This window comes from Gordonia sp. KTR9 (genome assembly GCF_000143885.2).
Taxonomy (GTDB): Bacteria; Actinomycetota; Actinomycetes; order Mycobacteriales; family Mycobacteriaceae; genus Gordonia.
On record NC_018581.1, the window covers coordinates 3409704 to 3424260 of the forward strand.

Consider the following 14557-nt stretch of genomic DNA (forward strand, 5'->3'; position numbering starts at 1 on the left):
GTCCTGTCTGTTCTGGATCGAGCGTGAGCGGCTGTGGGACGGGTGGTCAGGCGGGGTCGTGACCGTCGCGAGCCGCGATCAGGTCCGCCCGCGCACGGTCGACCATGCGGTTGGCAACGGTACCGATCGCGGCGATCATCGCCGCCACCGCCACCAGCGCGGCGACGAGCCCGGCGATCGGCGACCAGTGCGCGCACAGCGCGATGATCGGGACGGACGCGACGAGGACCAGCACACCCGCCCCGAGAGCGTAGAAGGCGAGTTTGGCGATCGAGAAACCGGTCGACGCCGACGCGGAGTCCTCCGGCACGGGTTCGGGCGGCGGCCCGCCGTGCCCGTCGCCGAACCCGCCGTCGTGGCCGGGGCGCGGCGTGCCGTCGGTCACGAGAGTCCCCGAACCCAGTTCTCCAGCAGGTGGGCGCCAGCGTCACCGGACTTCTCCGGGTGGAACTGCGTGGCCGACAACGGCCCGTTCTCGACCGCGGCGAGGAACCGGCCGCCGTGTTCGGCCCAGGTCAGTCGGGGTGCGACCAGAGGCGAACCCTCGTTGTCCATCTCCCAGGTCTGCGCGGCGTAGGAGTGCACGAAGTAGAAGCGGGTGTCGGCGTCGAGTCCGTCGAACAGCACCGAACCCGCCGGGGCGTCGACCGTGTTCCAGCCCATGTGCGGCAGCACCGGCGCCGGCAGCTGCGTCACACTGCCCGGCCACTCCCCGCAACCCTCCGCCTCGACACCGAACTCGACGCCGCGCTCGAAGAGGATCTGCATGCCGACGCAGATGCCCAGCACCGGCCGCCCGCCGGCGAGTCGCCGACCGACGATCCGATCGCCCTTGACGGCGCGGAGACCTTCCATGCAGGCGGCGAACGCGCCGACGCCGGGCACGACGAGTCCGGTGGCCTCCAGGGCGGTGGTGAAGTCGGAGGTGACCGTCACCTGGGCCCCGGTCCGTTCCAGCGCGCGCTGCGCCGACCGCAGGTTGCCCGACCCGTAGTCGAGGATGGTGACGTCGACGCTCACAGCGCACCCTTCGTCGACGGCACCCCGGAGACGCGTGCGTCGTATTCGGTCGCGGCGCGCAGCGCACGCGCCACCGCCTTGAACTCCGCCTCGGTGATGTGGTGCTGGTCGCGGCCGTAGAGCACCCGCACGTGCAGCGCGATGCGGGCGTTGAGTGCGATCGACTCGAACACGTGCCGGTTGATGACGGTCGAGTACGGCACACCCGGGTAGCCGCCGATCACGGCGGTGAGCATGTGGTCGGGCTCGCCGGTGTGCACGCAGTACGGGCGACCGGAGACGTCGACGACGGCCTGGGCGAGGGTCTCGTCCATCGGGATCCAGGAATCGCCGAAGCGACGGATGCCCTTCTTGTCGCCGAGCGCCTGACCCAGCGCCTGGCCGAGCACGATCGCGGTGTCCTCGATGGTGTGGTGGCCCTCGACCTCGATGTCACCCTTCGCCTCGACCGTGAGGTCGAAGCTGCCGTGCTGCCCGAAGGCGGTCAGCATGTGGTCGAAGAACGCGATGCCGGTGGAGATGTTCGTCACGCCGGTGCCGTCGAGGTTCAGTTCGACGGAGATCGAGGACTCCCGGGTGGTCCGTTCGACCTTCGCGATGCGCGGTGTCGGGCTCCCTGGTGCGGGGGTGCTCGCAGGGCTGTTGCTCACTGAGTGTTCTCCAGATCTGTGGTGGCGAGCGTGCGGCTGACGTCGAGGAAGGCGTCGTTCTCCGGGGCGAGGCCGATGGTCACCCGCAGATGACCGGCGATACCCACGTCGCGGATCAGGACGCCCTGGTCGAGATAACGCTGCCACGACGCCGCAGCATCCCGGAAGCCGCCGAAGAGCACGAAGTTCGAGTCGGAGTCCACGACGCGGAACCCGAGGCCGGTCAGTTCCGCGACGACGCGATCGCGTTCGGCGATGATCGCGGCCACCCCGGCGAGGGTGTCGTCGCTGTGGCGCAGCGCTGCCCGCGCGGCGGCCTGGGTCAGCACCGACAGGTGGTACGGGAGCCGCACCAGCTGGATCGCGTCGACGACGGCGGGAGCCGCGGCCAGGTATCCGAGACGCCCGCCGGCGAAGGCGAACGCCTTGCTCATCGTGCGGCTGACGACGACCTTCGCCGGGAACTCGTCGATGAGCTCGACGGCGCTCGGCGCCGCGGAGAACTCGGCGTAGGCCTCGTCGACGATCACGATGCCCGGTGCGGCCTCGACGATCCGGCGGAGATCGGCGAGCGGGATCGATCCGCCGGTCGGGTTGTTCGGTGAGGTCACGAAGACGACATCGGGTTCGCGGTTGGCGACCTCGGCGACCGCGTACTCGGTGTCGAGCGAGAAATCGGCCGCGCGCGCCGCGACCAGCCAGGTGGTGTCGGTGCCGTCCGAGATGATCGGGTGCATCGAGTACGACGGAACGAAGCCGAGCGCACTCCGGCCCGGCCCGCCGAAGGCCTGCAACAACTGCTGCAGGACCTCGTTGGAACCGTTTGCCGCCCAAAGGTTCTCGACGCCCAGCCGGACGCCGGTCGCCCGGGTCAGGTACGCGGCGAGGTCGGTGCGCAGGGCGACGGCGTCGCGGTCGGGATAGCGGTGCAGCTCGGCGGCCGCCGCACCCACCGACGCGGTGACGTCGTCGATCAGCGCCTGCGACGGCGCGTGCGGGTTCTCGTTGGTGTTGAGGATCACCGGAACCTTGAGTTGCGGTGCGCCATAGGCACTCTTGCCGCGGAGGTTGGCGCGCAGCGGAAGGTCGTCGACGGTGATCGAGGCACCCGGCGTGACAGCACCCACCACCGAATCGGACGCGGTCACCGGGCGGCGCTCTTCACGAAGCGCTGCTTCACCGCGTCGCCATGACCGGGCAGGTCCTCGGCGTCGGCCAGCGTCACCACCTTGTCGGCGACCTCACGCAGAGCGGCCTCGTCGTAGTCGATGACGTGGACGCCCTTGAGGAAGGTCTGCACCGACAGGCCCGACGCGAACCGGGCCGAACCCGAGGTCGGCAGAACGTGATTGGAGCCTGCACAGTAGTCACCGAGACTGACCGGTGCGTACGGGCCGACGAAGATCGCGCCCGCGTTGTGCACGCGGTCGGCGACCGCGGCGGCGTCGCGCGTCTGGATCTCGAGGTGCTCGGCAGCGTAGGCGTCGACGACGGCCAGTCCGGCGTCGAGATCGTCGACCAGGACGACACCCGACTGCTCCCCCGACAGCGCGGTGGTGACACGCTCGCGGTGCTTGGTGGCCGCGACCTGGGTGTCGAGCGCGGCGTCGACGGCGTCGGCGAGTTCGGCGCTGTCGGTGACGAGCACCGAGGCGGCGAGGACGTCGTGTTCGGCCTGGCTGATGAGGTCGGAGGCGAGGATGCCGGCATCCGCCGAGTCGTCGGCGAGGATCGCGATCTCGGTGGGCCCGGCCTCGGAGTCGATGCCCACCACGCTGCGGCACAGTCGCTTGGCCGCGGTGACGTAGATGTTGCCGGGACCGGTGATGAGGTCGACCGGGTCGAGGACGGCGCCCGGCTCGTCTGCCTGCTCCGTGTCGGTGCCGCCGTAGGCCAGCAGCGCCACGCCCTGCGCACCGCCGACGGCCCACACCTCGTCGACGCCGAGGAGGGCGCAGGCAGCGAGAATGGTCGGGTGCGGCCAGCCGCCGAAGTCCTTCTGCGGCGGCGAGGCGACGACCAACGAGCCGACCCCGGCTTCCTGCGCGGGGACGACGTTCATGATCACCGACGACGGGTACACCGCGTTGCCACCCGGGACGTAGAGACCGACCCGACGGACCGGTATCCACTTCTCGCTCACGACGCCGCCGTCGACGACCTGCGTGCGCGTGGTCGCACGACGCTGATCGGCGTGGACCTTGCGGGCGCGCGTGATCGACTCGCGCAGTGCGTCGGCGACCTGCGGGTCGAGCTCGGCAAGCGCATCGGCGATGACCTGCGCGGGCACCCGCACCGAGGCGGGACGGACACCGTCGAACTTCTCGCCGAAGTCGAGTGCCGAGCTGGTGCCGTTGTCGGCCACCGCATGCACGACCGGTGTCACCGTGTCGAGGACGGCATTGACATCGGTACCCCCGCGGGGCAGAGCACGACGCAACTCGGCGAGTGTCGGCGTGCTACCGCGCAGGTCAATTCGGGCGAGCATGATCTCTCCTGGTGGCTGCGGATTTACCCAACAAGGATACGTGTCGGGTGCCAGCGGGTTTCTGGTGCGGGTTGTCACCGAGAACGTCGGGGCAGTTCGGTCCGGTATCCGGACGAATCTGCCCCGTCCTCTCACACGGCCGCCGACCGTGCGTGCTCCGAAACCCCGTCGCACGACGACGTCGTCCGCGTTTAACGTCCGGCGCGTGCCGGAACCACAGAAGCCGCTACACCTCTGCTGCCTGCTCTGGGCGCACGACGACACAGCCGACGCGCTGACCCGCTACGAGGACACCGTCCTCGACCTGCTCGCCGAGCACGGCGGTGCGGTCGTCAGCCGAGTGATCGGCGCCGGGCACGACGGCACGCCGCACGAGGTGCAGATCCTGAGCATGGCCGACCGCGACGCGCTCGACGCCTATCTCGCCGATCCGCGCCGCGTGGCGCTCGCCGACGAACGGGATCGGGCTATCGCCCGTACGGATGTGTTCGAGGTCGACATCCGAACCGGCGGCACCAGCAGCCTCTAAGGCGCCGGGATGTCCAGCCCGAGGTCCAGCACGGTGACCGAGTGTGTCAGCGCGCCGACCGCCAGGTAGTCGACCCCGGTACGGGCGTAGTCGGCGGCGACGTCGAGGGACAGTCCGCCGGAGCTCTCCAGCTTGGTCTCGGGCGAGCGGGTGTTGCGACGCTGCACGGCCATCTGGGTCGCCCATGGTTCGAAGTTGTCGAGCAGCACCAGCTGGGGTCGCAGTTCGAGGACCTCGTCGAGCTGGGCCAGCGAGTCCACCTCGACCTCGACGGGGAGATCCGGCGCGGCCGAACGCACGGCCTGCAGGGCCGCCGCGACCGAGCCCGCGGCGACGACGTGGTTGTCCTTGATGAGGGCGGCGTCGCCGAGACCCATCCGGTGGTTGACTCCCCCGCCGGCACGAACGGCGTATTTCTGCAGATGCCGCAGGCCCGGAAGCGTCTTGCGCGAGTCGCGGATTCGGGCGCCCGTGCCCTCCACCGCCGCCACCCATTCCGCGGTGGTGGTGGCAATACCCGACAGGTGGGAGATGAGGTTCAGCGCAGTGCGTTCCGCAGTCAGCAGCGCACGCGTCGGGGCATGGACGGCGAGCACCACCGCACCCGGTTCCACCCGGGCGCCGTCGTCGACCCGGGACGTGATCGTGTAGTCGCCCGCGCCGATCACCTCGTCGAAGACCGCCTCGACGACGGGGACGCCGGCGATCACACCGTGCGCGCGGCTGATGATCGCCGCATCGACGACCGCGTCGGCGGGGACCGTGGACGAGGTCGTGATGTCGGGCCCGTACCGCAGATCTTCGTCGAGGGCGGTGCGGATCAGCGCGCGGACCTCGTCGGTGACCGCGGCCCCCAGCTCGCCGCTCGCGGCCTGCCCGACGAAGCCGTTGCCCGTCGCGTTCGTGGAGGGGGTGGAGTTGCTCACTCGCCCGATCCGGGGTTGCCGATCGCGATCATCCGCTCGACACTCTTGCGCGCCTTCTCGGCGACATCGGCGTCGACGAAGACCTCGTCGCGGCCCTCGCGCAGGCACCGGAGCATGGCCGCGGGCGTGATCATCTTCATGTAGGGGCACGACGCGCGGTCGTTGACGGCCTGGAAGTCGACACCGGGTGCCGCCTTGCGCAACTGGTGCAGCATCCCGACCTCGGTGGCGACCAGGACCTGCTTCGCACCCGTCTCGCGGGCCGCGTCGAGCATGCCGCCGGTGGAGAGGATCTTCACCTTGTCCTCGGGTACGAAACCCTCGCCCGCCAGATACAGCGCCGATGTCGCGCAACCGCATTCGGGGTGGATGAACAGATCGGCGTCGGGGTGAGCGTTCGCCTGCGCGGTCAGCTCGTCACCGTTGATGCCGGCGTGCACGTGGCATTCGCCCGCCCAGATGTGGATGTTGTCGCGGCCGGTCTCGCGCTTGACGTGTGCGCCGAGGAACTGGTCCGGCAGGAACAGCACGTCGCGATCGGGATCGATCGAGGCGACCACGTCGACGGCGTTCGACGACGTGCAGCAGATGTCGGTGAGACCCTTCACCTCGGCGGTGGTGTTGACGTAGGACACCACGAGCGCGTCGGGGAACTCGGCCTTCCAGGCCCGCAGTTCGTCCGCGGTGATCGAGTCGGCCAGCGAACATCCGGCGCGCTCGTCGGGGATGAGGACCCGCTTCTCCGGGCTCAGGATCTTGGCGGTCTCCGCCATGAAGTGCACGCCGCAGAAGATGATCTCGTCCGAGTCGACCTCGGCCGCGATCCGCGACAACGCGAGCGAGTCGCCCACATGGTCGGCGACGTCCTGGATGGCCGGGAGCTGGTAATTGTGCGCGAGCAACGTCGCGTTGCGCGCCTTGGCCAGGCGCCGCACCTCGTCCGCCCATTCCTGGGTCGGCTCCACGCCGGTGTAGCCACCGGGGGCGTCGTACCACTCGGCATCGACGAGCCCCGCTGCTGTCACGGCCGCCGGGCGATCACTGGTGATGCTCATTGCCACTCCTCTGGCTGCCCGGCGACGAGTTCCGTCCCCGGGACGCTGGTTCCCCAGATCACGGGCCGTGTGTCCGAGGCAGGTTTTCGACTCATGGTCGAAAACGCTATGCATCGTAACATTCGCCACACACAGGACATTCCCACGACCTGACCGGACGCGGTCGACGGCAGGCCAGGCCGGCCGGTCCGCACCTCACGAGCACATCAGTGCGTCGAGATAGCGCTCGGTGAATCGCGACTGCGCGAGCCGCCCGACGGGGCCGCCCAGACGGGTGAACCACCGACCCGGGCGCGAGAAGGCGACTATGTGCCCGACCACGGTGTCGTCGTCGAGCCACTCCACCCAGAAACGTTCTTCGCCGATCTCGGGATGACCGGGGAGCGTGCCGTAGGCGAAGCCGCACTGGCGCGGTGCGTCGATCACCTCGACGACCCGGCACCGCGCGGTGATCCCGAGTGGTCCGACACCGACCCGCAGGTCGACGTCGGCGCCGACCGTTGCCGCGGAGGTGGACTCATCGACCCCGAAACCGGCACGGCGATGCATGTCCCAGCCGAGAATCCGCTGCCCGGCCGAGGAGAAGCACGTGGCCCCCGATCCCACGACCCGCGAGCGCCGCAGGTGGTGGTAGCCGGGCGGCAGCGTGCCCGAGGTCGCGCCGACCTCGGGATAGGTGAGCGCCGGCCGGTTCACGGTCACCCGGCCCGCACCACCTCGGCGTCGAGCACGAGCGCCAGATCGTCGAGCGAGACACCGAGCGCGCGGGCGAGAGCCGCGATCGTGGCGAAGGCGGGCGTCGGCATGCGTCCGGTCTCGATCTTTCGCAGGGTCTCCGGCGAGATGCCCGCGCCGAGTGCCACATCACCGAGCGGGCGGTCGTCGCGCAACTCGCGGAGACGGGCACCGAGACGACGACCTGCCGCGATCTGTTCCGGGGTCAACGGGTTGCGCACCATGTGGCGATGGTAGCGGCTCCGGTATACAAATACCGACAATACTGGTATTTCTATACCGCACACCGCTACGAGAGGACGAGAATGGTCGAGCTGAAGTCACCCGCCGAGGTGGCCGCCATGGGGGTGACGGGCGCCTTCATCGCCGATCTGCTGGACGACCTCGCCGGCCGCGCCGACGTCGGCGTCAACCTCCTCGAACTCGAGGAACGCGCGCGAGAACTCATCGCCGAGCGAGGCGCGCAGTCCTGCTACTGGGACTACTCGCCGTCGTTCGGCCGCGGACCCTTCCGCAACGTGATCTGTCTGTCGGTGAACGACGCTGTCCTGCACGGCCTCCCGCACGACTACGTCCTCGCCGACGGAGACCTGCTGTCCATGGACATCGCCGTCGCGATCGACGGCTGGGTGGCCGACTCCGCACGCAGCATCATCGTCGGCACCCCGCGACCCGACGACCAGCGACTCGTCGCGGCCACCGAGGAGGCCCTGAGCGCGGCCATCGACGCGGCACGTCCGGGCGGGCGGATCGGCGACATCTCGTCGGCGATCGGCGCCGTCGCCGCCGCGCATGGATACCGGGTCAACACCGAGTTCGGCGGACACGGCCTCGGCCGCACCATGCACGAGGACCCCCACGTCGCGAACGTGGGCCGGGCCGGACGCGGCATGAAACTCCGCCCGGGCCTCACCCTCGCACTCGAACCGTGGTTCACGCTCGGATCCGAGCGCATCAAGTTCGACGCCGACGGGTGGACGATCCGGTCCTTCGACGGTTCCCGCGGCGCCCACAGCGAGCACACGATCGCCGTCACCGACGGCGAAGCGCTGATCCTCACGACGAACGGGGGCGGGTAGTCGAGGTCACCATGTGGCTTCGACACGGCGCCTCGCTTGCGCTCGGAGCCGGCTCAACCAGCAGGGGGCGTCCTACAATCGTGCGCATGCCAGCCGCCGGGTCCGAGCCACCCATCGCCGACGGTACGACCCTCCGGGTGGAAGTCCTGAGTGTCGTGTTCCAGATCCGGGTCCCCCAGATCCGGTTCTCGCCGAACACCGCGCCCGACTCCGGATGCGATTCGGACACCGATGATCCCTCGCTGTGCGTCTTGTTGACGCGGTCGGTCGACGGCCTCTGGACACTGCCGGGCGGCGGGGTCGGCGCCGAGGAGACCCTGTCGGCGAGCGCTCGCCGACTCGTCGCGGACTCCCTCGACGTCCGCGACATCGCGCATCTGGAACAGCTGTCGGTCTTCTCCGATCCGCATCGGGTGCCCGTGTTCCGCACCATCGCCTCGACCTACATGGGCCTTGTGCCCTCTGACGCCGCCGCGACGCCGCCCGACGCCGCGGGCTGGTTCGCCGTGGACGAACTGCCGCCGCTGGCCTTCGATCACACCGAGATCGTCGATGCGGCGCGGCATCGGCTCGCCGCGAAGCTCTCGTACACCAACATCGCGTTCGCCTTGGCGCCGGCCCGGTTCCCGATGTCGGCACTGTCTGAGATCTATTGCGCCGCACTGGGTTATCCCGTGGACACGACCAACCTGCTGCGTATCCTGAGCCGGCGCGCCGTGGTGGTCTCCACCGGCACCGTCGGCAAGACCGGCCGCAGCGGCGGCCGCCCGCCTGCCCTCTATGCCTTCGCCGAGAAGGAGTTACGCGTCACAGATGAGTTCGCGACGCTGCGCCCGCCGATGTGAACGCATCCGCTGACAGCTCATGGTCGTCGAGATCCCCGACACCGAGGTCGGCTGTCCGCGAGGACAACACGCACACGAGGTAGACGAGGGCGAAGGCGAACGGCGCGCAGATGAGCAGCGTCCACGGCTGGCTCGAACCGGCACGGGTCGCGCCGTCGAGCAGGAGTTCCGGCGCGATCCGATACGTCGCATCGACCGGCAGCGCGGTCGGATCGTCGTCGAATCGCAGACCCGCGACCCACATCCCGACCGACGCCGCGATCGCCGATCCGGCCGTGGTCGCGAGTGCCGGCCAGACGAAACCACTGACGCCCCGCCACGACCGGGCCGCGAACCACGCCGCCACGGCGGCGACCGCGCCGTAGGCGAACATCGTCATGGCGAAGGCTCCCACGCCGTCGAAGTCGGCGGGGATGTCGTCGCGGCGGAGACCTTCGAACACGACTCCGGTCGTCGGCGGGGTGACGAGGGCCCAGATCACCCCGGCCACCGCACCGAGCAGCGCGACACCGATGCAGACGACCGCCAGGCGGGAGACCGAGCGCACCGGCGGGTTCACCGGCGCCCCAGCTCGGTCGAGTCGACCGTGCCGTGCCGTGAGCAGCGCGCGTCCCACCCGTCGGGCCGCACCTGGACCACCATCCGGCGTCCGCACTGACCGCAGAAGCGAGGTGGTTCGAGACCCAGCCGGGCGGCCTGCGGAACGGCGTCGGGAGCCTGCAGTTCCAGTTGGAGTCCGGTGAAGACACCGAACCGGCACGGCTCGGCGAGTGGACCCGGGACGGTGTCGATCATGAGAACACGCTACCCATCGCGGCGGACGATCCCGTCAGATCGTGTCGTTCAGCGACTTGATCGGCATCGACAGATCGCTGAGGAGGTCGAGGTCGTCCTCGGCGGGCCGGCCGAGGGTCGTCAGGTAGTTGCCGACGATGACGGCGTTGATGCCACCGAGGATGCCCTGCTTGGCCCCGAGGTCGCCGAGGGTGATCTCGCGTCCGCCGGCGAAGCGCAGGATGGTGCGCGGCAATGCGAGGCGGAAGGCGGCCACCGACTTGAGGGCCTCCGACGCGGGCAGCAAGTCGAGGTCGCCGAAGGGGGTGCCCGGCCGCGGATTCAGGAAGTTCAGCGGCACCTCGTCGGGCTCGAGCGTGGCCAGCTCGGCGGCGAACTCCGCGCGCTGCTCCAGGGACTCGCCCATGCCGAGGATGCCGCCGCAGCAGACCTCCATGCCCGCCTCGCGGACCATGCGCAGGGTGTCCCAGCGCTCCTCCCAGGTGTGGGTCGTCACCACGTTCGGGAAATGGCTGCGCGCGGTCTCCAGGTTGTGGTTGTAGCGGTGCACGCCCATGTCTCGCAGCTGGTCGACCTGCTCCTGGGTGAGCATGCCCAGGCTGCAGGCGATCTGGATGTCGACCTCGTTGCGGATGGCCTCGATGCCCGCCGCGACCTGACTGAGCAGTCGCTTGTCGGGACCGCGAACCGCGGCGACGATGCAGAACTCGGTCGCGCCGGTCTTCGCGGTCTGCTTGGCGGCCTCCACCAGCGAGGGGATGTCGATCCAGGCGCTGCGCACCGGCGAGGCGAAAAGGCCGGACTGCGAACAGAAGTGGCAGTCCTCCGGGCAGCCGCCGGTCTTCAGCGAGATGATGCCCTCGACCTCGACCTCCGGTCCGCACCAGCGCATCCGCACGTCATGTGCCAGCTGGAGCAGCTCGGTCAGCCGGTCGTCGGACAACCGCAGGACCTGCAGGACCTGCTCCTGATCGAGGGGTTCGCCGCGGTCGAGCACCTGGGCGCGGGCGATCGCGAGGATGTCCTCCGACGCCGGGGCGGAGGTGGCGGCGTCGACTGTTGCCTGGGTCACTGGTGATACTCCTTGGATGGATGTTCCACTGCGGGAACGGTTTACGGCGTCCGGACGAGCTGTTCCGATCGCGTGGGCGAAAGAGCGGAGAGCCACTCGCCGTCGAACCAGGACGGTGCGTGGCGGCGGAAGTCGGCTGGTTCGAGATCCGCCGCGCCCGCCGGCAGGACGCCGACGACCGGTACCCCGGTCACCCGCGGAAGGTCGGTGCGGTTGCACCGCATCGCGAGGTCGGGATCGTCCGGCCACCAGCCGATCACGAGTCCGGCCGGGCGTAGTCCACGTGCCCGCACCGCGTTCACGGTGAGTTCGGCGTGGTTGAGCGCGCCGAGGCCCGGTGCCACCACCACGACGACACCGTCGGCGGTGCCGGGCCGCAGGCTCGCCGAGGCGATGTCGAGGATGGTGGCGGTCTCGCCCAGGCGAACCATCACTCCACCCGCCCCTTCGACGAGGACGAGGTCGTGCGTCGCGGCGAGGTCGTCCACCGCGCGGACGATCACCGCCGGATCGGCCAGAGGCATCCCGGCACGGCGCGCGGCGGTGTCGGGCGCGAGGGGTTCCGGGTAGCGGAACGACTCGACGGCGGTCATCACGCCTGCGAGGCGGCGTACCTCGGCGAGGTCACCGGGCTCGTCGGGACCGACTCCGGTCTGGACGGGTTTGCATACGGCCGGCTCCGGCCGTACCGATGCGGCAAGCGCTGCGGTCGCGACGGTCTTCCCGACGTCGGTCGAGGTCCCGGTGACGGCGAGGACCGTGCCGCGCTCCCGGGTGGTCATCGCGCACCGACTTCGCGCAGGGCCGCGTCGACGACGGCGGCCACATGATCGAGGGCCCGCGCATCGAGGTCGGCGCGCACCGTGATCCGCAGCCTGGACGTACCGACCGGGACCGAGGGCGGACGGAAGCAACCGACGAGGACCCCACGGTCCCGGCAGGCCGCCGCAGCCGCGACCGCACGCTGCGGATCCCCGACCACGATCGAGATCACGGCGGCCGCGGGCTCGTCGGCTCCGCAGGCGGAGGCCAGACGACGGGCGTTGGCGCGCAGCCGATCCGGGAGCCCGGGATCGGCGCGCAGGATGCCCAGGGCCGCGTGCGCGGCGCCCACCGCCGCGGGGTTCAGGCCGGTGTCGAAGATGAAGGTGCGGGCGCAGTCGATCAGGTGCGACCGCACCATCTGCGATCCGAGGACCACACCGCCCTGCGCGCCGAGTGATTTCGACAGCACCGTCGTGACGACGAGATCGGGCGCACCCGAGAGACCCTGTTCGGCAACGAGTCCCCGCCCACCCGGACCGCGCACACCGAGGGCGTGGGCCTCGTCGACGAGCAGGACGGCGCCGTGCGCGCGTGCCGCCGCGTACAGATCCGCGACCGGCGCAGGCTGACCGTCGATGCTGTACACCGAATCGGTGACGACCAGCGCCCGGCTCTCGGTGCGCTCGGCGAGGGCCCGCCGGACGGCCTCGTGATCGCCGCGGTCGACGACCACGACCCGGGCGCGGGACAGCCGGCAGCCGTCGATCAATGACGCGTGGGTGCCGGTGTCGCTGACGATGAGGTCGCCGCGCTTCGCCAGGGCGGTCACGGCGCCGACATTGGCCAGGTAACCGGACGAGAAGGTGAGTGCGGCAGGGAATCCGAGGAAGTCGGCGAGATCGTCTTCGAGATCGATGTGCGCCTGGGTGGTGCCTACGACGAGGCGCGACGCCGTCGCACCCCCGCCCCACCGGTCCGCGGCAGCTCGGGCGCCGGCGACGACCGCGGGATGCGTCGACAACCCGAGGTAGTCGTTGGAACCGAGGTTGATCTCGCCGGCGCCGGCACGCCGGACATGCGGGCTGCGATGCAGCCCGGCCACGCTCCGCTCATGAGCGGCCTCGGCGAGCCAGGCCAGCCCGACCTCTCCACCGGTGACGACAGTCGAGTCCTGCTGCGCCTGCACGGACGTCATGACCGCACCCCGGCCAGTTCGCGCTCGCCCACCGTCGCGCACACCGCCGCGGACACCCCGCGCACGATCACCTCGATGTCCTCGGCCGTGCAGATGAACGGCGGCATCGTGTAGACGAGATTGCGGAACGGCCGCAGCCAGGCCCCCGCCTCGACGGCCGCATCGGTGGCCGCGACCATGTCGACCGGGCGATCGAGTTCGACGACGCCGATCGCACCGAGGACGCGCACATCGACGACGCCGTCGAGATCCCGCAGTGGTTCGAGCCCCTGTGCGAGCCCGCGCTCGATGGCCGACACCTGCTCGGCCCAGGGCCCTTCCAGCAGGAGCTCGACCGCGGCGACCGCGACCGCGCAGGCCAGCGGGTTGGCCATGAAGGTCGGCCCGTGTGCGAGTCCGCCCGCCTCCCCCGCGCTGATCACGTCGGCGATCTCGGTGGTGCACAGGGTCGCGGCGAGCGTCAGGTAGCCGCCCGTCAGCGCCTTGCCGACACACATGATGTCCGGTGCGACGCCCGTTCCCGGTTCCCCCACTCCGGCGCCCGGGGCGGCGTCGGCCGCGAACAGCGTTCCGGTACGGCCGAATCCGGTGGCGATCTCGTCGAACACGAGCAGGACGTCGTGGCGGTCGCAGATCTCGCGGAGCGCACGCAGGTACGCCGCGTCGTGGAATCGCATCCCACCCGCACCCTGGACAACGGGTTCGACGATCACCGCGGCGAGCTCATCGCGGTGCGCGGCCACGGTCCGCTCGAGTTCGGCGACGTAGTCGGCCCGGAAGTCGGCCGGCGGCGCGTCGACGAAGATCTGGCTCGCGAGGACGCCCGACCACATCGTGTGCATGCCGCCGTCGGGATCACAGACGCTCATCGGGGCGAAGGTGTCGCCGTGGTATCCACCGCGCCACGTGAGCAGGCGCGTACGACCTGCCTGCCCGCGGCTGCGCCAGTACTGCAGCGCCATCTTGATCGCCACCTCGACCGACACCGATCCCGAGTCGCAGAAGAACACCTTCTGCAGGCCCGACGGAGTGATGTCGACGAGGAGCTGCGCCAGGCGGGCGGCGGGTTCGTGCGTGAGGCCGCCGAACATCACGTGCGACATCCGGCCGAGCTGTGCGGCCGCGGCGGCATCGAGCCGGGGGTGGCGGTACCCGTGGATCGCGGCCCACCAGGAACTCATGCCGTCGACCACCGACCGTCCATCGGCGAGTTCGAGGCGGACGCCGGCGGCCGAGTTCACGATCAGCGGCCGGGTGGTCGCGGGCAGCGCGCCGTACGGATGCCAGATGTGGTCCGCGTCGACGCGACCGATGTCCTCGTGATCCACTTCTGCACCTCCTGGATGCCGATGTCCGGGCCTGGACACCGTCCAGGATTCCTGAACACCGTACAGGCCCTCCTG

18 protein-coding genes are annotated in these 14557 nt (G+C 70.2%); 3 read left to right on the forward strand and 15 right to left on the reverse strand.

The genetic code is table 11. The features are described 5' to 3' along the window. Positions 1-46: 46 nt before the first annotated feature. Genes KTR9_RS16030 through hisD form a run of 5 tightly spaced genes read right to left on the reverse strand, consistent with a single transcriptional unit; the run spans position 47 to position 4158 of the window. On the reverse strand, positions 47-385 hold the full coding sequence (locus KTR9_RS16030) for a hypothetical protein (protein ID WP_014927249.1): 339 nt from the start codon (positions 383-385) through the stop codon (positions 47-49). After that, positions 382-1020: an imidazole glycerol phosphate synthase subunit HisH gene (gene hisH / locus KTR9_RS16035; RefSeq protein WP_010842326.1), complete on the reverse strand. Its 639-nt coding sequence runs from the start codon at positions 1018-1020 to the stop codon at positions 382-384. Before hisH ends, KTR9_RS16030 begins: the two co-directional genes overlap by 4 nt. Then, positions 1017-1670 (reverse strand): imidazoleglycerol-phosphate dehydratase HisB, encoded by a 654-nt coding sequence (hisB, locus tag KTR9_RS16040; RefSeq protein WP_010842325.1) that lies wholly within the window; start codon positions 1668-1670, stop codon positions 1017-1019. Before hisB ends, hisH begins: the two co-directional genes overlap by 4 nt. Then, complete coding sequence (locus tag KTR9_RS16045; protein WP_014927250.1) at positions 1667-2818, reverse strand: histidinol-phosphate transaminase; 1152 nt, start codon at positions 2816-2818, stop codon at positions 1667-1669. The genes hisB and KTR9_RS16045 overlap by 4 nt, the downstream gene beginning before the upstream one ends. Next, positions 2815-4158, reverse strand: a complete 1344-nt coding sequence (gene hisD / locus KTR9_RS16050; RefSeq protein ID WP_010842323.1) for a histidinol dehydrogenase — start codon at positions 4156-4158, stop codon at positions 2815-2817. The genes KTR9_RS16045 and hisD overlap by 4 nt, the downstream gene beginning before the upstream one ends. Positions 4159-4363: 205 nt before the next feature. On the opposite strand from hisD, the gene KTR9_RS16055 reads away from it, so the two are divergent. Continuing rightward, positions 4364-4687, forward strand: a complete 324-nt coding sequence (locus KTR9_RS16055) for a hypothetical protein (protein ID WP_044506881.1) — start codon at positions 4364-4366, stop codon at positions 4685-4687. On the opposite strand, the gene nadC is transcribed toward KTR9_RS16055, so the two are convergent. The 4 genes from nadC to KTR9_RS16075 all read right to left on the reverse strand — a co-directional run bounded on the left by nadC (position 4684) and on the right by KTR9_RS16075 (position 7627). Beyond that, positions 4684-5613 carry a carboxylating nicotinate-nucleotide diphosphorylase gene (nadC, locus tag KTR9_RS16060; RefSeq protein WP_014927252.1) on the reverse strand — a complete coding sequence of 310 codons (930 nt, stop codon included), beginning with the start codon at positions 5611-5613 and terminating at the stop codon, positions 4684-4686. The two genes, KTR9_RS16055 and nadC, sit on opposite strands and share 4 nt — an antisense overlap. Beyond that, positions 5610-6668, reverse strand: coding sequence for a quinolinate synthase NadA (nadA, locus tag KTR9_RS16065; RefSeq protein ID WP_010842320.1), 1059 nt, complete (start codon positions 6666-6668; stop codon positions 5610-5612). The genes nadC and nadA overlap by 4 nt, the downstream gene beginning before the upstream one ends. A gap of 195 nt (positions 6669-6863) precedes the next feature. After that, complete coding sequence (locus KTR9_RS16070; protein WP_014927253.1) at positions 6864-7370, reverse strand: DUF1990 family protein; 507 nt, start codon at positions 7368-7370, stop codon at positions 6864-6866. Further along, positions 7367-7627 (reverse strand): helix-turn-helix domain-containing protein, encoded by a 261-nt coding sequence (locus KTR9_RS16075; protein WP_010842318.1) that lies wholly within the window; start codon positions 7625-7627, stop codon positions 7367-7369. The genes KTR9_RS16070 and KTR9_RS16075 overlap by 4 nt, the downstream gene beginning before the upstream one ends. A gap of 81 nt (positions 7628-7708) precedes the next feature. Here KTR9_RS16075 and map point away from each other — a divergent pair, with 81 nt between their 5' ends. Together map and KTR9_RS16085 are read left to right on the forward strand one after the other, a co-directional pair. After that, positions 7709-8482, forward strand: coding sequence for a type I methionyl aminopeptidase (gene map / locus KTR9_RS16080; protein ID WP_014927254.1), 774 nt, complete (start codon positions 7709-7711; stop codon positions 8480-8482). Between the two features lie 86 nt (positions 8483-8568). Beyond that, positions 8569-9327, forward strand: coding sequence for an NUDIX hydrolase (locus tag KTR9_RS16085; RefSeq protein WP_044506884.1), 759 nt, complete (start codon positions 8569-8571; stop codon positions 9325-9327). Here the strand turns inward: KTR9_RS16085 and KTR9_RS16090 are convergent. Genes KTR9_RS16090 through KTR9_RS16115 form a run of 6 tightly spaced genes read right to left on the reverse strand, consistent with a single transcriptional unit; the run spans position 9290 to position 14482 of the window. After that, positions 9290-9886: a DUF2567 domain-containing protein gene (locus KTR9_RS16090; RefSeq protein ID WP_014927256.1), complete on the reverse strand. Its 597-nt coding sequence runs from the start codon at positions 9884-9886 to the stop codon at positions 9290-9292. The genes KTR9_RS16085 and KTR9_RS16090 overlap by 38 nt on opposite strands. Then, a complete protein-coding gene (bsaP, locus tag KTR9_RS16095) occupies positions 9883-10122 on the reverse strand; it encodes a biotin synthase auxiliary protein BsaP (protein ID WP_010842313.1) in 240 nt (79 codons plus the stop codon). The genes KTR9_RS16090 and bsaP overlap by 4 nt, the downstream gene beginning before the upstream one ends. Positions 10123-10156: 34 nt before the next feature. After that, positions 10157-11194 carry a biotin synthase BioB gene (bioB, locus tag KTR9_RS16100; protein WP_014927257.1) on the reverse strand — a complete coding sequence of 346 codons (1038 nt, stop codon included), beginning with the start codon at positions 11192-11194 and terminating at the stop codon, positions 10157-10159. 41 nt (positions 11195-11235) lie between these two features. Then, positions 11236-11976: a dethiobiotin synthase gene (gene bioD, locus KTR9_RS16105; RefSeq protein ID WP_014927258.1), complete on the reverse strand. Its 741-nt coding sequence runs from the start codon at positions 11974-11976 to the stop codon at positions 11236-11238. After that, positions 11973-13154 (reverse strand): 8-amino-7-oxononanoate synthase, encoded by a 1182-nt coding sequence (locus KTR9_RS16110; RefSeq protein ID WP_014927259.1) that lies wholly within the window; start codon positions 13152-13154, stop codon positions 11973-11975. Before KTR9_RS16110 ends, bioD begins: the two co-directional genes overlap by 4 nt. Then, positions 13151-14482, reverse strand: coding sequence for an adenosylmethionine--8-amino-7-oxononanoate transaminase (locus KTR9_RS16115; protein WP_014927260.1), 1332 nt, complete (start codon positions 14480-14482; stop codon positions 13151-13153). The genes KTR9_RS16110 and KTR9_RS16115 overlap by 4 nt, the downstream gene beginning before the upstream one ends. Positions 14483-14557: the final 75 nt, after the last annotated feature.